At 57.3% G+C, this 21,349-nt stretch carries 17 protein-coding genes; 5 read left to right on the top strand and 12 right to left on the bottom strand.

Translation table 11 applies throughout. The annotated features are described in order from the left end of the window. Positions 1–58 precede the first annotated feature (58 nt). Complete coding sequence (locus tag UP06_RS14545) at positions 59–1,522, top strand: FAD-dependent oxidoreductase (RefSeq protein ID WP_245305482.1); 1,464 nt, start codon at positions 59–61, stop codon at positions 1,520–1,522. 262 nt (positions 1,523–1,784) lie between these two features. Here UP06_RS14545 and UP06_RS14550 read toward each other — a convergent pair whose 3' ends face one another. From UP06_RS14550 to UP06_RS14600, 11 genes are all read right to left on the bottom strand, one after another. Then, positions 1,785–2,591, bottom strand: a complete 807-nt coding sequence (locus tag UP06_RS14550; protein ID WP_045003345.1) for a crotonase/enoyl-CoA hydratase family protein — start codon at positions 2,589–2,591, stop codon at positions 1,785–1,787. Between the two features lie 16 nt (positions 2,592–2,607). Next, the gene (locus UP06_RS14555; protein ID WP_045003347.1) at positions 2,608–4,746 is read right to left on the bottom strand and encodes an acetate--CoA ligase family protein; all 2,139 of its coding nucleotides are present in this window, start codon (positions 4,744–4,746) and stop codon (positions 2,608–2,610) included. Positions 4,747–4,812: 66 nt separating this feature from the next. Beyond that, complete coding sequence (locus UP06_RS14560) at positions 4,813–6,156, bottom strand: MFS transporter (RefSeq protein ID WP_045003349.1); 1,344 nt, start codon at positions 6,154–6,156, stop codon at positions 4,813–4,815. A gap of 339 nt (positions 6,157–6,495) precedes the next feature. Continuing rightward, on the bottom strand, positions 6,496–7,686 hold the full coding sequence (locus UP06_RS14565; protein WP_045003350.1) for a CaiB/BaiF CoA transferase family protein: 1,191 nt from the start codon (positions 7,684–7,686) through the stop codon (positions 6,496–6,498). Between the two features lie 35 nt (positions 7,687–7,721). Beyond that, complete coding sequence (locus UP06_RS14570) at positions 7,722–8,867, bottom strand: acyl-CoA dehydrogenase family protein (RefSeq protein WP_045003351.1); 1,146 nt, start codon at positions 8,865–8,867, stop codon at positions 7,722–7,724. 298 nt (positions 8,868–9,165) lie between these two features. Further along, a complete protein-coding gene (locus UP06_RS14575) occupies positions 9,166–10,566 on the bottom strand; it encodes an MFS transporter (RefSeq protein WP_197087244.1) in 1,401 nt (466 codons plus the stop codon). 209 nt (positions 10,567–10,775) lie between these two features. After that, on the bottom strand, positions 10,776–11,972 hold the full coding sequence (locus UP06_RS14580) for an ABC transporter substrate-binding protein (protein WP_045004161.1): 1,197 nt from the start codon (positions 11,970–11,972) through the stop codon (positions 10,776–10,778). Positions 11,973–12,037: 65 nt separating this feature from the next. Further along, positions 12,038–13,591 (bottom strand): AMP-binding protein, encoded by a 1,554-nt coding sequence (locus UP06_RS14585; RefSeq protein WP_050031665.1) that lies wholly within the window; start codon positions 13,589–13,591, stop codon positions 12,038–12,040. Between the two features lies 1 nt (position 13,592). After that, positions 13,593–14,594 (bottom strand): NAD(P)H-dependent flavin oxidoreductase, encoded by a 1,002-nt coding sequence (locus UP06_RS14590; RefSeq protein ID WP_063778861.1) that lies wholly within the window; start codon positions 14,592–14,594, stop codon positions 13,593–13,595. Further along, the gene (locus UP06_RS14595) at positions 14,591–15,586 is read right to left on the bottom strand and encodes an NAD(P)H-dependent flavin oxidoreductase (protein ID WP_045003354.1); all 996 of its coding nucleotides are present in this window, start codon (positions 15,584–15,586) and stop codon (positions 14,591–14,593) included. Before UP06_RS14595 ends, UP06_RS14590 begins: the two co-directional genes overlap by 4 nt. Positions 15,587–15,616: 30 nt before the next feature. Then, positions 15,617–16,561: a LysR family transcriptional regulator gene (locus UP06_RS14600; RefSeq protein WP_063778862.1), complete on the bottom strand. Its 945-nt coding sequence runs from the start codon at positions 16,559–16,561 to the stop codon at positions 15,617–15,619. Positions 16,562–16,811: 250 nt separating this feature from the next. Between UP06_RS14600 and UP06_RS14605 the strand changes: the two genes are divergently transcribed. The 4 genes from UP06_RS14605 (at position 16,812) to UP06_RS14620 (ending at position 21,126) form a co-directional block, all read left to right on the top strand. Beyond that, positions 16,812–18,500, top strand: a complete 1,689-nt coding sequence (locus UP06_RS14605) for a methyl-accepting chemotaxis protein (RefSeq protein ID WP_156162974.1) — start codon at positions 16,812–16,814, stop codon at positions 18,498–18,500. Positions 18,501–18,608: 108 nt separating this feature from the next. After that, positions 18,609–19,337, top strand: a complete 729-nt coding sequence (locus UP06_RS14610) for a LuxR family transcriptional regulator (RefSeq protein WP_045003358.1) — start codon at positions 18,609–18,611, stop codon at positions 19,335–19,337. A gap of 94 nt (positions 19,338–19,431) precedes the next feature. Beyond that, a complete protein-coding gene (locus UP06_RS14615) occupies positions 19,432–20,064 on the top strand; it encodes an acyl-homoserine-lactone synthase (RefSeq protein WP_045003359.1) in 633 nt (210 codons plus the stop codon). A 114-nt stretch (positions 20,065–20,178) separates the two neighbouring features. Further along, the gene (locus tag UP06_RS14620; RefSeq protein WP_050031786.1) at positions 20,179–21,126 is read left to right on the top strand and encodes a LysR family transcriptional regulator; all 948 of its coding nucleotides are present in this window, start codon (positions 20,179–20,181) and stop codon (positions 21,124–21,126) included. Here UP06_RS14620 and UP06_RS39880 read toward each other — a convergent pair. Then, positions 21,099–21,341: a DUF2274 domain-containing protein gene (locus tag UP06_RS39880; RefSeq protein WP_082081424.1), complete on the bottom strand. Its 243-nt coding sequence runs from the start codon at positions 21,339–21,341 to the stop codon at positions 21,099–21,101. The two genes, UP06_RS14620 and UP06_RS39880, sit on opposite strands and share 28 nt — an antisense overlap. Positions 21,342–21,349 lie beyond the last annotated feature (8 nt).

Consider the following 21,349-nt stretch of genomic DNA (forward strand, 5'->3'; position numbering starts at 1 on the left):
GTGGCGGCTCTCCAGAAACCCCCGAATGAATGCTTCTCCTGAAATGTCGATACCGCATATGGAGACTGATGTCCTGGTCATCGGCTACGGCTTTGCAGGAGCCGTAGCTGCAATCACCGCTCACGATTGCGGCGCGAACGTCGTGATTGTTGAGAAGATGCCGAGAGCAGGTGGCAATTCGTGCTATAGCGCGGGCAATTTTGGCGTCGTTCGCCCCCGCGCCTCCGCTGCATTCGCCCAATACCTCTACCGTCTAAATCTTGGTATGACACCGTACGATGTCTTCGAGGCCTATGCCCAAGGTTCAGAACAACTCGAAAAATGGTTCTCTGCGCTTGGTGGTGAATTGGTGCCTCGTGTCAGCGCGTTGGCGAATACATTTCCAGGTGTCGTCGATGGTCCTGCCTTTCCAAAGATCGCACGATCCCGCAAGATGTTCGATATCCGCGTCGCCAAGGGGCCGGCGGAATTACCACCCGCCCTTCGCATGTGGGATTTTCTATCGCACAATGTGAGCAAGCGAGGTATCGAGATCCAGCTGAGTTGCAGAGCGCGCGAACTGACACGCGCTGCGGACGGCGCAATTGTCGGAGCAATTGTCGAGCAAAACGGACAACTCCAAAGAATTTCCGCCAATCGCGCGGTAATTCTAACATGTGGCGGATTTGAAAATGCTCCTGAATTGCTGAATAACTTCGTGGCGTCCAAACCCATCATGTTCGCTGGTAGCCCGGGAAACACGGGAGATGGTGTGAGAATGGCTCAACTCGTCGGCGCCGATCTTTGGCACATGGCGCAAACTGCAACGTTGATTGGCTACAAAGCCGCTGAATATGATGCGGCGTTCTGCATTTTCTTCCGCGCTCCCGGGTTCATCTATGTAGATAAATACGGAGAACGCTACATAGATGAGACCGCAATCGAATTGCATGACTTCGATCGCGTCTTTTCCCATTTCGATCCCGTTAACATCGAATATCCGCGTATCCCGAGTTGGGCGATCTTCAACGAGAGGACTCTGAAAGCAGGACCGCTAACCTGGTCGATCGCTGGATACAATCGGGATAAATATCAATGGAGCACGGACAATCAGGCCGAGATTGATAGAGGCTGGATCGTCAAGGCCGCCACACTTGATCTTTTGGCAGAACGGCTTGGCCTTCGTTCAGAAACCCTCAAGCACACCTTCTACGCCTACAACACCGCGTGTGAGACTGGAAAAGATTCCGTATTCGACAGGGAGCCCACCTCGCTTGAACAGCTTAGGCCGCCATATTATGCGATTCCCTTGCATCCCGTGATGGTCAATACCCAAGGCGGGCCGAAACGCGACGCAAGGGCTCGAGTCATCGATCCCAACAACAACCCAATCCCCCGGCTATATGCAGCTGGCGAACTTGGCTCGATCTGGGGACCGCTCTATGATGGTGCGGGAAACCTCACGGAATGCCTGGTATTCGGACGCATCGCTGGTCAGAACGCTTCGGGCGAAACGCCGCACGACAGCTCGCAGAGCGGATAGAGGGTAATTGGCTAGCTAGGCCGGTTGAAAAATGCCCGCGGCTTGACTTATTGCAGAGCGCTTATCGTCTCTTCCTGGCTGGAGATGCATGTCCCTGCGTTTGCGACGAAACGATCGCCACACGCAGAATGTAATCGTCGATGCCCGCAATCGCGGGCGCGATGATGACGGCAGGCCCGGGAGCTCGGCTCCGCGAAGCGGGAGAAACACCCCCCTCAATCCAGGAGCGCGTTCGATCTTTTCCATTCGAATGGTCCAGCCATTATTTTGACGACAGATTTCCGCCCTTCGGCTTGTCCAGCGGAGCGGCGCGCTTGTCGAGAAACGCGCGAAGACGCTCCAGCGATTCCGGAGGTTTGGTCATCGCCGAATTCATATATTCCATGAACAATCCATCGTCGTGCGACATGTCGTTGATGCGTGGAAGCACGTTGGTAATCTGCCAGTTCGTTTGGGGCACGTTCTGCGCGATCTTCCCGGCGAGTTCCTTGGCCTTCGCCAGCGCTTCGCCTTGCTTCACGATATACTGGACGAGTTTTGCCTGCCGCCCTTCCTCGGCCGACAACAGCCGTCCCGTCAGCATCATGTCTGCCATGGTCTCATATCCGACGATCCGTTGAATCCGAACCGAGCCGCCTCCGCCCACGAAAATTCCGCGTTGACCCTCCGGCAACCCAAAAAAAGCGGTGTCGTCGGCAACGCGGATATGTGCGGCTGCCGCGAGCTCTAGCCCTCCCCCAATCACGGCACCTTGCACAGCCGCAACGAAGGGAATCGTGCCCCGCGAGATTAGATCGAACGTGGTGTGCCAAGAGTGCGGGCGCCGCTTGCGCGGACGCTGAGCTTCTGGCGCTATTCGCTCGGCTAACTCTGCCAAATCAAGGCCGGCCGAAAAATTCTGACCATGCCCGAACAAAACGCCGGCATCAGCTTCGTCTCCGGCTCGAAGCACGGCGTCACGAAGTTCGGTAATGACAGCTTCGCTAATGGCGTTGCGCTTGTTAGCCCGATTGAGGCCGATGAGGGCGACCTTTCCTTCGACGTCGTATGTGATCAATCCCGTGGACATTCGTGTTGCCTCCCTCTTAGTTCGTCACGATGAGCGCATCGAGAGCGACTGCTCCCTGCCCCTTCCCGTAAACCATCAAAGGGTTGACATCGATCTCAGCGATTTCCGGATGCGTCAGCATCAAGCGTCCGATTGCCATCGCGGCCTTTGCAACGGCCTCGCGGTCCACGGGCGGAATGTTGCGAAAACCATAAAGCAGCTTCGCCGTCTTCAATTTATCAAGCTCGCAAAGAATTTCTGATTCCGTCGCATCGGGCGCAAGCAATCGTACGTCCTGCAGAGCCTCGACCAGCACTCCGCCGAGTCCGACAAGCACCACCGTCCCCCATTGCGGATCTCGTCGCGCACCGACAACGAGTTCGAGGCCGCGCGGCGACATGGTCTCGACAAGGACGCCGTCGAGCTGCAGACCAGGTTTCGCGCGCTGAACGTTATCGTGCAGGTCTTTCCAGGCGACGCGGACATTGTCGCTATCTCCAAGATTCAGGATGACGCCCCCCGCTTCGGTCTTGTGAGCGAGAGCGCCAGCTTGAGCCTTGAGCACGACCGGAAAGCCGATCCGGTTTGCGATCTCGAGCGCTTGTTCCACTGTCGTGGCTAGATCGCTCTGCGGCACCGATATCCCTGCCGCGCTGAGTACCTTTTTCCCAAGCCATTCGGGTTGCGTTCCCGAAGTCATCCCGGGCATCTCGTCGAACGGGATCGCCCGAGGCGTCGGAGCCAGGTCAGAATGATTGCCGTAAGCAACGACCTTGGCCATTGCTCGCAGTGTTCGATCCGAGGAACGCGACAATACGACCTTGTTCTCGCGTGCGGCGTCCATGAACTCCGGCGGCAGCGTCGAGGAGTCACCCAGCATCGCAAGCATGACAGGCTTGTCGCTCTTGCTTTTGGCCGCAACGATCTTTTGGATAAACGCGTTGGCGTTGGCCGGAGCCGCGGGCGGAATCGAAATCGCCACGCCACCGATCGCCGGATCACTCAGCAACGCCTCGACGCCGATCTGGACAAGTTCGGGCTGCCAAAGCGGCTGCGTCCCCAGATCAAGCGGATTTTTCGGTGGAATAAAGGCCGGAACCTGCGGCTTGAGTGCCGCTTCAATCTCAGGAGACAGTGATGGTACCTCAACACCAAGGTCTTCGCAGATGTCATGGGCGATGCTGCAGAATGCGCCTGAGAAGGACACGATCCCGAGCCCTCCCTTTTGCGGTTTCGGATAGCGTGACAGGATTTCGCTGACGTCCAGGAGTTCATCCATGGTTTCGACGAGGATAACGCCGGCGCGTTCCACTTTGGAACGCATGACGGCATAGTTACCTGCGAGAGCGCCGGTGTGGGATTTTGCCGCCTCCTGTGCACGCACTCCACGCCCGGTGTGCAACATGACGATTGGCTTGCCCTTTGCACGCGCTTCCTGCGCCGCCTGCAGGAAGGCTCCCGCATGGCGCACCGATTCAGCGTAGATCGTGATGACCCGAGTGGCCTCGTCGTGGATGAGATAGCGAACGAAATCCCCAAGTCCGAGATCCGCCTCATTTCCAGTTGCAATCGAATAGGTCACAGGCACCGAGCGCGACAGCAGCGCCAATCGTAAATGACCAACAAGGCCGCCGCTTTGGGCAACCAAAGCCACGCCGTCGCTGGTGCCGGGTGCGACACGGGGAAGTTTGGTGACACCTGTGAAGCTGACCAAAAAGCCGTTGACGTAGTTGTTGTAGCCTAAGCAGTTGGGACCAATAACGCCGATCCCGCTGTCACGGGCCAGCTGTCCGATCTTTTCTTGCTCGCCGCGCTCTTTATCGCCGAGTTCCGCGAAGCCGCCCGCAAAGATGACAGCTGAGCCTACCTTGCGCGAAATGCAACCTTGAAGCGCCTCGCTCACGCCTGCCGCCGGCACGGACAGCACAGCAACGTCCAGATGTTCCGGAAGATCAGCGATGTCTGCATGAATCGCAAGTCCGTCGATTTCGCCGGCGCTGCGGCCGACCAGATGGATCTCGCCGGTGAACCCATTCGCCCGGATGTTTTGAAGAACCAGATGCCCGACGGTATTGGGCTTGGTCGACATGCCGATGATCGCGACAGATTTCGGCTGCATCATGCGCTTCAGCACTGCGTTACGGCTGGTGCCTTGCAGGTCGCTAGGTCCGGACATTCCCACGAGTGACTCTCCTGATTTCTTTTCCAAAAACTAGAACTGGCAACAGCTACAGCGCGCGTCCTAGACTGCGGCTGGTTGCAAGATGCCTTTCCTCGCTCTTGGTATTGCGAATACGCAGACGGTGCCAAGCAAGATGCTGCCGGCGACAAACACGAGGCCGGCAGCAAAAGTCCCGGTGTAGTCCTTGAGCCAGCCGACGGCGATCGGACCGACCGTCGTACCAAGCATTCCGATGGTGTTGATCATCGCGATGCCAATCGGCCTCGCCTCGGTGGACAGGAACGTTGCGGGCAACGTCCAGAAAATTCCTTGGGCGGAAAATGTTCCAACTGCGCAGAACACTAACCCGATGAGCCTACCGGTCGGATTATCGAGCAGTGCGACGCAGAGCCAGCCCAAGGCCGCAAGACTCATGGGAAGCACGATGTGCCATCGCCGTTCTCGATGGCGATCGGAATGCTTTCCCCAGAACGACATTGTCAAGATGGCCGCGAACGGTGGAATTGCCGCGATCAGTCCGATGGTTGCGAAACTTCCATCAGGCACAACAGCGCGCACGATCTGCGGCACCCACGTCGAGTTCGTGATCAATGACACGACGAGACCAAGATATGTAAATGCAAGGAGCAGAACCGGCAGGCTCATGAGCTCGCGGAAAATCCCGCCTTGCGAAGCGACTGAACGCGATTTTTGGATATTTGTCTCGTCACGTGCGAGCGCCCGTAGCAACACCTCTCGCTCGCGCGGCGACAACCATTTCGCAGTTTCGGGCCGGTCGGCAAGATAGAAATAGGCGATGACGCCGAGGACGACTGCGGGCAATCCCTCAAGCAGGAACAGCCATTTCCACCCGGCTAGGCCGAGGAAGCCGTGCATATCGATAATCAGTCCGGACAAGGATGAGCCGAACATGATGGTAATCGGCTGCGCCATGATGAAAAGCGCGGTGGCACGCGCGCGGTAGGAAGAGGGAAACCAATATGTCAGGTAGAGCAGGATGCCCGGCATGAACCCAGCCTCGGCCAGGCCGGTCAACGCGCGCAAGGCATAGAGGCTGTAGGGACCGGTCGCAAACATCGTCGCGGCGGACGCCAGGCCCCAGGTAATCATGATCCGGGGTATCCATATCCGGGCACCGAACCTCGGCATCATCATATTGCTGGGGATTTCCGCGGCGATGTACGCAACATAAAAGATGCTGCTCGCCAGCCCAAACATCGTCGCCGTGAGATTGAGGTCCCTGTTCATCGCCAGAGCAGCGAAGCTGATATTGATGCGATCAAGATATGAGCAGATGAAAAGCAGGATCAGGAACCACACCAGCCGCCGGTAAACTTTGCGAACAACTGCATCCTCGTCCGCGGAAAATTCCGTAGCCACCTTCACTTCACGTACGTTGCCCATCGTTGCCGTTCCAAACCCTGCGTTTCGACTGAACGACTCGTGGTGAGCGATCGTCAAATATTGTTCTAAGTGAGCCGACGGTTCCCGCGGCCATCGGCGGCAAACAAGCTTATCCTCATTATTTGCATAGCGAGTTGCTTATTTGACGCTAATTGTTAGTCATCGAGAACAGGATGCATCTTGTCAAGCGCGTGTTTGCCAAGTTGGCTCCAAATGCTGCCCGGAGCGATGAATCTGCCCTTCAGCAGGTCCGCCAGAACGAAAATACCGAAGCGTCGTCTACCCGCTGTCGGGATTTCTACCGTCCACATCATCGGAACATGGCAGGGCTTCCTTGCATCAGCCGACGATGCCGGCCTCGCGCAGCTTGTGTATATCGTCGGCACTGAGACCGAGCTCCGATTCGAGGACCGCCTCGCTGTCTTCCCCTAGAGCCGCGATCTTATTGCGCGCCAATGCGCGGCCCCCGGAAAATCGAAACGGTGGGTTGGTAACGCGGAAAGACCCGGCAGCATCCTCGACTTTCTCAAACGTTCCTCGATGTAAAGCCTGCGGATCGTCCAGCAGATCACTGACCGAATTATAACGCGAGCACGGCACGCCGTGACTGAGAAAGTGCTCCTCGCAGACCTTGGCCGCTCTGGTCGAAGTCCACTGCTCGACAATTTCCATGAGCTCCGGCCAATGCTGTTCCCTGATATGTTGTTTCGTGAAACGGACATCAAGTTTCAGGTCGGGCTGGTCGATTGCATCGCAGAACTGCTCAAAATTGCGCTGGCTCGTCGGGGCGATCATGAGAAATCCATCCGACGCGCGACAGGGCGTGAACAAAAAGCGACGTTTTCCCTGCGGAAACTGTGCTTCCTGCACTTCGTAGACCAGCATGCTGAGCATCGCCTCCATCATCGACACGTCGATGCTTTGGCCAACGCCGCTTTTCTCACGGTGCAACAGCGCCGACTGGATCGCCGAAAACGCATAAACTCCCCCCAGTACGTCCGCGATGAATGTCCCACAATTCAGAGGTCGCTCGAGACCATCCTGGTAGTTGAAATTGGCGACATCAAAGCCGCTTGCCGCATGTAGCACGGGCGCATATGCGGGGCGTTCCGCGTACGGCCCGGTTTGTCCGAATCCGGAAATCGAGCAATAGACCAGCCGGGCATTGGACGCGGAGAGTTCCTCGTAACCCAGGCCCAACCGTTTCATCACCCCTGGCCGAAAGTTCTCGATCACAACATCTGCCCGCCTAGAAAGGTCACGCGCCAGCTGCCGCCCCTCCCCGCTCTTCAAATCCAGTACGATGCTCTTTTTGCCACAATTCAAATTCGCAAAATATGAACTGGCCCCCTCTCTGACGGGCGGCCGGTGCCGCATCTGGTCGCCCTCGAACGTCTCGACCTTGATGACATCCGCACCGAGGTCCGCCATCAGGCGAGTGCAGAACGGACCGGCCATTACCGAAGAAAAATCCAGCACCTTGAATTGGCCCAACAATTCGTTGGCGGACTCTGTGTTACCGTCAATCATGGCGCTTCTTCTCTCAATTCCGTCCGTGGCGTCTGTTACGCGACGAGTTGGCGGGATATGATGACGCGCTGGATCTGATTGGTGCCCTCCCAGATCTGCGTTACCTTTGCGTCGCGCATCATTCGCTCGACCGGATAGTCTTTCATGTACCCGGCACCTCCGAATATCTGTACGGCATCGGAGGTCACCTTGTTCGCCATGTCGCTGGCGAAGCATTTCGCCAGCGATGCGGTATACGCAAGCTGGTCCCCGCACTCACCAGAATGGATTTTCCTGACGCATTCGTAGAGCAGCGCCCTCGCGGCCTCGATCTGCAGCGCCATATCGGCCAGCATGAATCGGATGCCCTGGAAGTCCGCGACGATCTGACCGAAGGCCTTGCGCTGCTTTGCATAATCGAGAGAGACATCCAGCGCTCCCTGAGCAATGCCGAGAGCAATCGCTCCAATGCCAGGCCGATTGAAGTTCAGCACCTGCATAATGGATTTGAACGCCGCTCCTTCCTCGCCGATGCGGTTCTCCTCGGAAACCCGCATGTCCTCGAAGAAGAGTTCGACGTCCGGAATGCCTCGAAGGCCCATCGTCCTCTCGTGCTTTCCCACTTTGAATCCGGGCGTCTTGGTATCGACAAGAAACGCGCTGATGCCGTCATACCCGGTGCTTTCAGATGTCTTTGCGAGAACCAGTACATAATGCGCCAGGCTTCCCATCGTGATGAAACACTTTTGGCCATTGATGACGTATGAGCTTCCGTCGCGCCTCGCTCTGGTTCGCATGGCCCGCACATCCGATCCGCAATGCGGTTCGGTGATTGCCAAGGCCGTAAGTAACCGCCCTTTGGCGAACTCCGGCAAGAAACGCTGACGCTGCGCCTCGCTCGCCACATGCAACAATGGAAGGACAGCGCCCGCCGAGTTTTGTCCCGCAAGGATGGCCATCGCCGCGGAGCATTTGGCGATCTCTTCCTTTGCGATGCATTTCATGATGATGTTGCCGCCAGGTCCACCATACTGCTCGGGGACGAGGATCTGGAGAAGCCCCATATCGCCGAACAACTCGAGGAACCGCTCGACCGGGAAGCTGTCGTTGTCTTCGATCTGCGCGGCGATCGGAGCAACCTCCTGCCTCACCAGCTTCTGTACGGCGCTGCGAAACTCCGCATATTCGTTGTAGGGATTCACTTAGGCGATCCTTTATTGATCAAACAATGCATGGCAACGGTTCGGTCCAACAACGACTACGCGACTTGATTGCGCTAAATTCCGAAGGAGCCCCATAGATGCGCGAGACGCGGGTATAGCGATAGAGCCGCTCGATGATGCCGCCCCGGTCCGGCACCGCCAAAGGATTGGACGGCGCGATCCACAGCTTGCGATCCGGCTTCGGAACACAACAGCTTTACGCACCATTTCCGCGTCCCTCCTTAACAATCGCGACCTAGCGAACGAAACCGCATCGCCCAGAACCCCTATAACGAGCTCAGCCGGACCCCGACGAATGTCCGGCGGACAGAGTGTTGATCGGCATGGATTGGAGATTGTGGCCAGCGCCCTTGTCATCATCGACAGCATATTTACGAAGCACGCCTATCATGACAACGCAGACCGCGGCCAGACAAGCCGGCACCACTGGCAGCAACAGCACCTGATGGGCTTTCCACCCGACAGCCAAGGCCCAACCGACGATGATTGGGCTCAGCATTGAGCCAATGCGTCCCAATCCCTGCGCGTAACCGCCTCCCGTCGCACGGATCTCAGTAGGGTAGAATTTCGCTACTAAAGCGCTCAAGGCCGACCACGTGCCGAACGCAACGATGCCCACCGCAAACGACGCAGCGTACAGCAACGGCACATTCGTTCCGGATCCGGAGAGAACCACGCTGATCGCAGCGACTAGAGCGTAGCTGGCCGCCAAGGTTATGTGGGGACCAATCCGCTCCGAAATCGGGCCAAGGAGGAAAGAGCCTGCCAGCCCCCCTAGGCTGAAAAGTGCGGATGCCAGCAGCGAGACATCCACTGGATTGCCGTTCTCTTTCACCAGAGTAGGAAGCCAGAGGCTGAAAATATAAACCACGATCAGTTGCGCTATCATCGCAACCCAAAGAAGGATCGTGACGGGCGCTCGTCCAGCGGCGAACAAGCGAGAAAAGGAAGCTTGCTTCTCCTGTCCCAAATGAGAGACGAAGCGAGTTTCGGGGCCAATAGAAAGACGTGGCGCTATGCGAAGCAGCAGCGGCCCGATGCGAGGATCTCGACCGTCCCGCGCGGCGAGAAACGTCGGCGATTCTGGTAGCAACGCGAAGCAGATCAACGCCGTCAAAAGACTGAGCGCACCGCCGATTTCAAAGACAGCCCGCCATCCGAAAATTGGAATGACTGTTTTGGCGAGAAGCCCCCCAAGGAACGCGCCGGCCGCAAGTGAGCCTATGACGACCATTACCGCGGTGCGCCGCTTCGCCTCCGGAGCGTAGTCGGCGACAATCGTCGTGATATTAGGAAATAGTCCACCGAGCCCGATGCCGGCGACGAACCTAATCCAGAGCAGGTCGTCGAGGCTTCTGGCGCTGGCGATCGCAAAGGTGCACACGCCAAAAACAATCGTAGACAGGATCACAAGTGGTCGTCGACCGTACTTGTCTCCGAGTTGCCCCATGACCATCCCGCCTATCATGAGCCCGGCAAGGCCAATCGTGAGGGCTGGTGCGAAGTCTTGGGGTCTGACCTTCCACTCGGATGCCATAGAGCTCAGCGTGTAGGTGATGGCCTGGGTGTCGTATCCATCGACGAGCGCGGCCGCGACTGCGAGAATGAACACCCTCGCCTGCAGACCACCGACCCGTGATGAATCAACAACTTGGCCAACGTTAATCACGTCACTCATAGATATTTCCCCGGACATCCATTTTCGAATTAATTATTCGCAAAATGGATTACTGAGCGAGCGCTGTCAATCGCAGTCTGCCGCTATGCGGAACGCTCGCCTGCCGTTCGGCAGTCGATCACGCCCGGTTTCGTTAGCATGACGTTCGGTTATCTTTTCGGTTGGGTGCCGCTATTCACACTCTAGCTTTCGGGAGCCCCGACGGATTTCTAATCAGCGATAGCGATTTTACCTGCATCGATGATGTCACCAAAGAGCGCCCAGTGTTCGCCTGAAAATTTGACAAGCTGCATCTGCTCGATCGGATAGTGGTCGGTTGGAGACGTCTTCAGCTGGATGCCCGGCAACAGCATGTCGAGCTGGTTGATCTGGAGATTTGAGGCGACATCCATTACGCGTTCACGCGTGATATCTCGGCCCAATTCGCCTAAGATGCCGGTGAGTATCTGCGCGGTACTGTATCCGCTCACAACAGTCAGATCGTGCCGATCACCCGACGGATAATATTTATCCATGAATTCGCGCCAGCGCTTGACGCCGGCATCGTCGCTCCACTGCGGATCATCGGGGTCCTTTTGCGTCGTAGCGGAAACCACGCCTTGAACATTGCTGAATCCGGCGGTCCTCATGACAGCGCCCACTGACGAGGACGCGCCAGCGAGTATCCTCAAGGCATTCCAGCCGATTTCGGCGGATTTGCGCAGGGCTTGCGCACTGAACTTATTCGAAGAAAACAGGATGAAAACATCGGCACCTGACGCTTTCAATCTAACGATCTGAGAGTCGACCGTTGGTTCGGCCGTCTCGTAGGGCGCCTCTGCAACGATCATTTTCGAAGCCTTATCTTCGAGGCCGGCCTTGAGACCCGTGAGATGATCCTTTCCGAAATCGTCGTTCTGATAGAGTACCGCGATTTTGGCGTCCGGCTTCGTTTTCAGAATATATTTCGCGTAAATCTGCCCTTCGCTCTGATAGCTCGGCCGAAATCCCATCGTCCAGGGGCTCTTGCGATAGTCGCCGAAGATCGTCCCGCCGCTGACGATGAAAAGCAGCGGCACCTTCTTGGCATTCATGTAACGCATGATTGCGACATTGGTGGGCGTACCGAAAGTGCCGTACAGCAGCAGAACCTCATCGCTCTCGATGAGCCTGCGGGCTTGTTCAACTGTCTTCGAAGGGCTGTAAGCATCATCATAGGAAATGACCTTGATCTTGCGGCCGTTAATGCCCCCCTCAGCATTGATCTTGTCAAAATAGGCGATCGAGGCCTGTCCGCTGACGCTGTAAGATGACGCCGGCCCGCTAAAGGGAAGGACGGTCCCGAGCGTAATCTGCTGCGGCGTAACACCAGGTGATTGCGCATATGCAGCCGTCGCCGCCAAAGTTGTCGCAAAAAGCGACACCATCTTCACTCGATATCCCACGCCTCATCCCCTCATTCGGTTTTTTATTGACGTGCAGACGTGCTTGGTCATCCGACCATGCGACCGTGAGCGGACCAAAACGACGCCCGTATCGCCTTCTTGTCGATCTTACCCACGGCCGTCATCGGAAGCTGCGCGACAAAGGACACTTCTTTCGGCGCATGCAGACTTCCCTTGCGCTCTTTAACGAGTGCGACGAGTTCAGCTTCGCTAACATCGCTGTCCGGCTTGCGAACAATGAGCGCGAAAACACTTTCGCCCCATTTTTTGTCAGGTACGCCAATCACGGTAGCCATGCTGACACCCGGATGGCTGGCCAAGACGTCCTCAACTTCGCGTGGGTAGATGTTGAAGCCGCCTGAGACGATCATGTCCTTCTTGCGATCAACGATATAGAGACGGCCCTCAGCATCGGCACGCGCGATGTCGCCGGTGTGCAGCCAACCACCCGCGAGCGCCGACTCGGTCTGCTCCGGCTGATGCCAGTAGTGACTCATGACCATCGGCCCGCGTACGCAAATTTCACCTGGCTCACCAGGAGAAACATCTTGATTGTTGTCGTCAAGCAGGCGGACCGAACAGGCTGCGGTCGGGAAGCCGCACGCCTCGAACAATTCTGGCCGCGCCCGATCGTGATCGCCCTTGCGCAGAACGGCAATCGGATAACATTCGGTCTGGCCATACAACTGAGAGAAAATCGACCCGATTCGTTCTATACCTTCCAGCAGGCGGCCCGGCGACATCGCCGCGGCGCCATAGAGAAGCAGTTCCAGGGACGACACGTCGTGTTTTTCAAGCGCGGGATGATCGAGAAGACCGTAGATCATAGTCGGAACCATCAGCGTGAAATTGATTTTCTCGCGCGCGATCGTCGATAACAATACATCGGGGTCGAACCGTTCGAGCAGATGGACGGTGCCACCACGCAAAAGCGTCGGTACCACGTTTGTGCCGCTCACATGGCTGATCGGTGCAATAGCAAGATAGCGCGGCGTATGCGGCAGCTCGAACTCCGCTAGCACACTGAGCGTCACCGCGACCGAACCGGCGTTTGAGCGCGCGACACCCTTTGGTCGCCCGGTCGTGCCGCCCGTGTAGCTGAGCATTCCGATATCCTGCGGTGAGGAGACGTCTCCGAGCCGCGCAGTGCCCGCGCTCTCGACCAGAGTCAGCGCGTTCTTTCCGTATGGCGCCTCGCCGAGCGTCAGGATGATGATGCCGGGCAGCAACTCCGCCAATTCAGCGCCCCGCGCGAGATAATTGGTGCTGTCGAGGACGAGTACCGAAACCTCCGCATCCTCGAGCTGAAAGCGATGAGCGCCGGCGGAACCCATTGAATGAAGCGATGTGACCGCAGCGCCAAGTCCCTGCGCTGCGACACCAAAACACCACGAATCGACGCGATTGGCGGTCAGCAGTGCGACCTTGCTGCCGGTCTTTATTCCATTTCCCGCAAGTACCCGCTGCGCGCGCGAGATGAAATCCAGCGCCGCCGTTCCCGTCCATTGCACGGTCCGGGTCTTGAAAGCCACGCGATCGGCGCAAGCTGTGAGCGCGCGCGCTGTCAGTGAAAAAATTGTGGGTAGAGCTTGAATCGACATGTCAGAGCTCGTCCTGGTTGAAGTGTGTTCGGGACGACGACACCGGACGACCTTCCTCAGGAAGGCGGCGGGTTGCCTGTCGCGCGGCGGCATATTCCTCGAATGTCTGCCGGATCAATTCGTGTACGGTCGGGATTGAGCCAACGCTCGAAACAAGATGTCCTGCGCTCCGGGTGTCGTGCCAACGCTTGATACCGGACGTCGCGTTACGGCCGTAAAGCTCGTTGGCGCGCTCATCTGTCACGTCGGTGGAGACATTTCTGTAGTCGAGACCGTCCGCAACAATGGATGCGATGAGTGTATTGGTCTCAAGGCCGGTGAACGCTTTCGACAACAGAAAGTCGTCGCACTGGGAGGATACGAGCATGGCCTTGTATTCCTCCGGCTCCATGCTCTCTATCGTCGCAATGAGCTTCGTTCCCATATAGCAGAGGTCACAACCCAATAGCTCAGCGGCAAATACCGTGCCTCCGTCCGGAACGCCTCCGGCCAGCACGATGGCCCCATCGTAGAACGATCGCACAGCGCTAACAAAGGCAACGGCGTTGGCCCAGCCGGTCTGCCGGCCCGGGCCCGTGGAGAACAGGACCAGGCCATCGACGCCGGCAGCGATGGCCTTTCTCGCGTGACGGACCGACGCAACATCCGCAAATACCAGGCATCCAGCCTCGTGCAGCGGCTCGACGACCGCGTCGGGCGCCCCCACGCTTGTGATCACCATCTCACCGATGACGCACCACCGCAGCAACATCATCCCAAAGCGTCTCTCGGCGAATGATGAGGTTAGGCAGAACGGCGCATCCTGCGGCCGCAGGGCCGACTTTACGATGCGGATCCACCGGTCGAACTCGTCAGGCGTTCGGCAGTTTGTGCTGGGAAACGAGCCGACTACGCCGGCACGGCAGGCCGCAATGACGAGGTCCGGACCTGACACGCGAAACATCGGCGCTGCGATCAGGGGTATCTTCAGCCGGGGCTTGATATCGGATAATGAAGTCATCATGCCCGAACGTTCGGCGTGGCGGCGGGATACTTGTGGCCGAAACTCGCGACCGCCTTGTCGTAATCCTCACGCATAGCCGCGACGACCCGCGCCACCGCCGGGGCATCCTTGATGCCGCCGATCCCCTGCCCCGCGCTCCAGATATCCTTCCAAGCCTTCGCCTTGGTGTTGCCGCCCGAGCCAAAATTCATCTTCGATTTGTCGGACTGAGGCAGATCGGCCGGGTCGAGCCCGGCGGCGACCAGCGAGGGTCCCAGATAGTTGCCATGAACGCCGGTAATCAGATTGGTATAAACGATGTCGCTCGCTGCATAATCGATTAGCATCTGCTTATGGACAGACGTTGCATTTGCTTCTTCGGTCGCGATGAAGCGCGTTCCGATATAGGCCATGTCCGCACCCATCATTTGCGCCGACGCAATGCCGTGACCATCGGAAATCGCGCCCGACAGAAGAACGGTTTTGTCGAACCACTGGCGAGTTTCTCGCAGCAGCGCAAAAGGCGAATGGGTGCCGGCATGGCCTCCCGCGCCGGCACAGACCAGGATGAGACCATCGACGCCCATCGACGCTACCCGGCGGGCGTGCTGGATGTTAGTGACGTCGTGAAACACCAACCCGCCGTAGGAATGCGTGGCATCCACGATCCACTGCGGCAGCTGAAGGCTCGTGATGATGATCGGGACGCGATGCCGCACACAGACCGCCATGTCCACTTCCAGGCGATCATTGGAGGGATGGCAAATCTGGTTTACCGCGAACGGCGCGACCGGCAGCTGTGGGTTTTGGAGGGCGTATTCTGTAACCTCTTCCTTGATCCGAACCAGCCAGTCGTCGAGCATTTCGGCAGGCCTCGCATTCAAGGCCGGGAATGATCCCACGATTCCCGCTTTGCATTGTGCGGCCACCAGTTCGGGGCCGGACACGATGAACAATGGCGAAGCAACAAGGGGAAGCGATAACCGACCATGGAGAAGCTCGGGAAGAGACATCGGGAGTTCCTTTGCATCAAGGACCTGACCCTAGCGTTTCTTCACGGCGCCGTGTTTACCAGATCTGGAATCTCGTAACTCCAGAGTTGGATCATGACCGAGAAGAATGGCGGCATCGCGTCTCGCGCAATTTGCGATAAAATTTAAAACGGCGCGGACCTGAGGCGCATCGGCGAGATCAGGATGCGATAATAGCCACAGATCCGCAGCGCGGTGCAATTTGACGGGAAGAATCCTTACCAAATTCGGCTCTTGATCCGCGGTGATGCAAAGCAAGGGCGCGAGCCCCAGGCCGGCCTTGGCGGCAGCAACAACGTCGGTGTGGGACGAGCATTGAAGTACCCGCCGAGACGTTCCTGCGACGCTATTGAACCAGCTCATCAGCGGTATATCGACGATCATACCTATAGTGTTATGTGTCTCCCATTCTGCGCGAGATGCCGGAAGGCCATGGTCGCGCGCATAGGATCGCGCGCAATAAATTGCCACCCCGACCCGGCCGATGCGACGGCCGACTAGGTTTTCTTCGCCCGGTCCAAACAGCCGCAAAACGATATCGGCTTCCCGGCGGCGCACGCTTGCGGGCCAGCCGCTAACGCGAATTTCAAGATTCAGGCTGGGAAACTCCTCGTAGAAGGAGGTGAGTTGCCCAAGCAACCACGGGCCAGACAAAACCTCATTTATCGAGATGCGGACCACACCTGCCGGCGTATGTTTGGCCTCGGCCATTGCGGTCTCGACCTTGTTCGCGACGTCCCCCATGCCTTCGATGCGCGCGCGTAACTGTTCGCCCGCAGGTGTGAGTGAATGACCAGCACGGCTACGCGCCAGCAATTTGAGGCCGAGACCATCCTCAAGCTCCACAACGCGTCGGCTCACCGTTTGGGCGCTCAGCTTGAGACGCTTGCTTGCGGTCAACAAGCTTCCGGCATCCGCGACTGCCAGGAAAATTCGATAGAGATCCCAATTCATCATTTCACTGAGGCACCATAACTGTCACGGCCAGGGACGGTCTAATTATTTGCTATGCGAATTACGAATCCATTTTTTGATAAGGATATCCGCTATTTTTGACGGAGATGTGGATGCAATTCTTCTTATTCGCCTCGAAATATATTCGCATGGCAAATAAAGCATCTGTCTTTGTCTTTATGAACTTAACGAGACTTTTAGCAAAACGTCGGAGATTGGCTGGCGAAAACTCACCGTAAGGCATTTGGGTTTCATGAACATCATCAACATGATCAGAATACGGACGAAGTTGCTGTTAGTCCTGCTCCTGACAGCGGGATCTCTGGCCGCCGCCATCGGTGCTTCGACTTCCATCCTCCATCAGCGAATGATGCAGGACCGCATCGCTAAACTGCGTGCGATCGTCGAGGTTGCTTCGGAACTGGCCCGGTATCTCGATGGAGAAGTCAAAGCTGGAAAGCTAACGCGAGAAGTGGCAATTGACCGTTTCAAGAGCGACACTCGAGCCATGTGGTACGATGATCATCGCAGCTATATCACCGTTGGCGGTCTTGACGGCCTCTGGTTGATGAACGCGGCGGTGCCTAAGGTCGACGGTACCCATGGAACAAAGATGCCCAATGGAAGATATATTCTCGATGATCTCATCGATGTCGTACGAAATCGCGATGAGGGAATGTCGCTGTATGATTATCCTAAGCCCGGCGGCACCGAAGCACTGCCGAAGTTGACCTTCATCAAGAAGTTTGCTCCTTGGAATTTGATCATCGCGACCGGTGTCTGGGTGGATGACATCGATGCAGATTACCACGCTGCTCTGTTCCGATTAGCGGGATTCGGCCTCGTTCTTCTCCTGATCTCGGGCGGCGCGATCCTTTTTCTGAACCGAAACATCAGCCGATCACTGATAAGTCTGAGGGATAAAATGGCGCGCCTGGTCGGTGGCGATCATTCGGTCGACATCAGCGAAGCCGACCGTAGGGACGAGATCGGCGACATGGCGAAAGCGGTGCAAGTCTTCAAGAGCAACGCCGTCGCGATGCAAGATCTTCAGGCCGAGCAAGCGGAGATCGCCGATCGCGCCGAATGGCAGAAGAAGCAAGCTCTGCGGGAAATGGCGGACGGATTCGAAGCTCGAATCGGCAGCATCGTTGGTGCGGTATCGGACGCCGCAGCAGCGATGCAAAACACCGCTAAGGCGATGTCGGTCAATGCCGAAGGAACCCAACAGCGCACCAGCGCTGTAGCTGCCGGCGCCGAGGAATCCAACGTCAATGTCCAGACCGTTGCCGCCGCCTCCGAAGAGCTTGCGGCGTCGATCTTCGAAATTGGCCGACAGGTGACGCAAGCCTCCGTGGTAGCCCGCAAGGCCAAAGAGGAGAGCGACAAGACCAATGCCAGCGTGTCCAGCCTTGCCGGCGCGGCACAGAAGATCGGCGAAGTGGTCGCCTTCATCACCCAGATCGCCAGTCAGACCAATCTTCTGGCACTGAACGCCACCATCGAGGCTGCGCGCGCCGGGGACGCCGGGCGGGGATTTGCAGTGGTCGCATCGGAGGTCAAATCGCTGGCCACGCAGACCTCAAACGCGACCGACGACATTCGCGCCCAGATTGAGGCCATCCAGGCTGAGACAGCGGACGCCGTAAATGCGATCATGCGCATCTCGGCTACCATCGTCGAGGTCAACGAAATCTCCACGACAATTGCATCGGCAATGGAGGAGCAGGCGGCAGCAACGAAGGAAATCACTCGCAACGTCCAGGAAGCCGCCGATTCAGCCAAGCATGTCTCTGAAAATATCAATGGCGTCAGTACGGCGGTCGAAGCCGCCGGACGAGCGGCGTCGGACCTGCTCGGCGAGGCTGCCAAGCTTGCGAGTCAGGCCGGCGCCCTGCAGGTCGAGACCGGAGATTTTCTCACGACAGTCCGTGCGGCTTGATTGTCGCAGCAATGAGATCCGCTCGTTCTTACTGGTTCTGCTTCATATCCGTATCGAACCTCATATAGTCAGCAACGGACGGGAGCACCGTACAATAGCCTCATCGCGATGCATCGGATATTTCAAACCTTTATTGATCACCTCACGGAAAGTGTCGATTTGGCGACGCTGCGCGCTGGCATGACAGAAGCCGCGGTCGCACTTGATCTGCGCTGCTTTGCTTATCTGATCGTGCCGAAGCGAGCGATTGATCAGCCTGGACTCATCTCGAGCTACCCGCCCAGTTGGACCGAACATTACTTGCGGAACCACTACGAACGATTGGATCCGGTCATCGTGAAGGCATTAGGCGGCCCCGAACCCTTCGAGTGGGGAATGGATGTCGAACCAACGCGGCTATCGAAATCACAGCAACAACTCTTTGATGAGGCAGCCGAGTTCGGGATCCGTCGCGGCTACACCGTGCCCATTCATGACGGTCGTGGCCCTATCGCGGCATTCACGTTTGCTACTGACGAACCGCGCATCGCTGCGTTCTGCCGGCGCATCGAAAAGCACAGATACGTACTTCAACTTATGGCAATGTATTTCCATGTCCATGCCAGACGGAAGGTCATTCCAGAGTACACCATCAACGGCGCGGTTCTGTCACCCCGTGAGCTCGAATGCCTCGAATGGGCTGCGCGAGGGAAAACGGCCTGGGAAACTGGACGCATTCTCGGCATTTCGCGGCACACCACAGCCACTTACCTTGAGAATGCGAAGACGAAACTCGGTGTGCGCACGATCGTTCAGGCGGTGGCACGCCTCACGGCATCCAAGCAGATTATTCTGTAACACGCCGGCCAGATCATCTCCTGCAGCTACGGGAGGTGAATTTCTCTGTCGCTTCGCCTCCAATGTTGAAAGAGAAGCAATCGAGGAGGCGACCATGATGCAGCTGATAACGTCTAACTACTACGGTAATTTTATTGACGAGATCGTAGAGATGCACCGCCTGCGGCACCGCGTTTTTAAGGAAAGGCTCGACTGGGACGTCCAGGTCAGCGACGATATGGAGATCGACGAATTCGACGCCCTTCATCCCGTTTATCTGCTCCAGCGAGCAAGCAATGACCGTATCCAAGGCTGCGTGCGCCTGCTTCCATCCAGCGGCCCCACCATGTTACGCGACACCTTTCCTGTATTGTTAGACGGAGCAGCCGCTCCTACTAGCTCGACCATCTGGGAGAGCAGTCGCTTCGCGCTCGATGTTCACACTGACGCGCCCAAGGCTGCTCATGGTATCGCTAGCGCGACCTACGAACTTTTCGCCGGCATGATCGAATTTGGTCTCGCGCAGCACCTCACCGATATCGTCACGGTGACCGATGCCCGGATGGAAAGGATCCTGAGGCGCGCGGGGTGGCCCTTACGGCGGATCGGCAGGCCTCGCTGTCTCGGCAAGACGCAGGCTGTTGCTGGGTATCTAGAGATTTCGTCGCAGGCATTGGCCCGCGTGCATACCGCTGGTGGCCTGCGTGGACCCGTGCTCTGGGCTCCGGTGGCGTTTATGGCCGCCTGAGACACTCATAAAGACCTCAAGAGCTTACTTAAGGCGACATCTCTACCCACGCGCGGCGATGTCCCGCATTTTTCCTTCGCGAGTATCTAACATCAAAGCATGGCGGACAGAACCATGGCAAACGATAAGCGGCCACCTGACGCCCGGCCGCAGGCCGTTGATCTACAGCAGTTGCGATTTGCAGTGACCGCGGCGGATATTGGTAGCTTTCGGCAAGCTGCGGATGTCTTGCGGCTTCGGCAATCGCAGTTGAGCCGATGTATCCGCCAGCTTGAACACTCGATTGGCGTCATCGTCTTCGAGCGATCGAGCGGTGGCGTGAAGCCTACCCCGGGCGGCCGCGAGTTTCTCAGGACGGCGAGAATAATCTTGGAGCAGGTCGATTCGCTCGCTGCGAGCGCAAAGACAAGCAGTCGCGGCGAGGCCGGCAGATTGGCGGTAGGCTTTTGCACCTCTCTCTCGACGGGTAACCTGCGTGCAGCGCTGCTCGACTTTAAAGTACGCTTTCCACACATTGAACTCGCAACCGTCGAACGATCGCGGACGCGCCTGACGACTGCACTACGAAACGGAACACTCGATATCCTCGTCGTGACCGGCACTACGCCTCTCTTGGAAAACAAGACCCTTCCGCTCTGGAGGGAACGGATCTTGGTCGCCTTGCCCGAGGATCATCCCTTGACGACGCGAGACGTCGTCTTGTGGACCGACCTTCGGAATCAAACAGTCTTGCTGAGCCAATATGACCCTGGACGCGAACTTGAGGACGTCCTGATTTCTAAGCTGCCATTGCCAGAGGACAGACCTCAAATAGAGCGTCACGACGTCAGTCGAGGCATTATTAAAAGTTTAATCAGTATGAGGCTCGGGATCAGCCTGGTAATGGAATCCGATATCGGCGCCAGCTTTGCCGGCTTGGTCTATCGCGAATTGCGCGACGAGATACGACCGAGCTGCATCAGCTTTTCAGCGCATTGGCGCGGCGATAACGAGAACCCAGCACTTCATGACTTCCTGAAACTGTTGACCGAGCGCTACCCGTCGCCAGCTGGTAATGATTGAGTCGCACGACGCCATTTCGCAAAACCTCGATCCGTGGCCATGAATCGCATCAGCATCGGCGCGATCAGCTTTGACGGATCATTGACCGGCTGGCCGGTTTCCCGCCCGATGGCTTCCGCATAGGCGACGAGATCTCGATGCACGCCAGCCGGTAGTTCAACGGTGACTTTGACAGGCTTGTCATTTGGAAGCGCTCCAATCTTTAGCTTAGCCATCTTATTCC

The sequence above is a fragment of the Bradyrhizobium sp. LTSP857 genome (assembly GCF_000938285.1).
Taxonomy (GTDB): Bacteria; Pseudomonadota; Alphaproteobacteria; order Rhizobiales; family Xanthobacteraceae; genus Bradyrhizobium.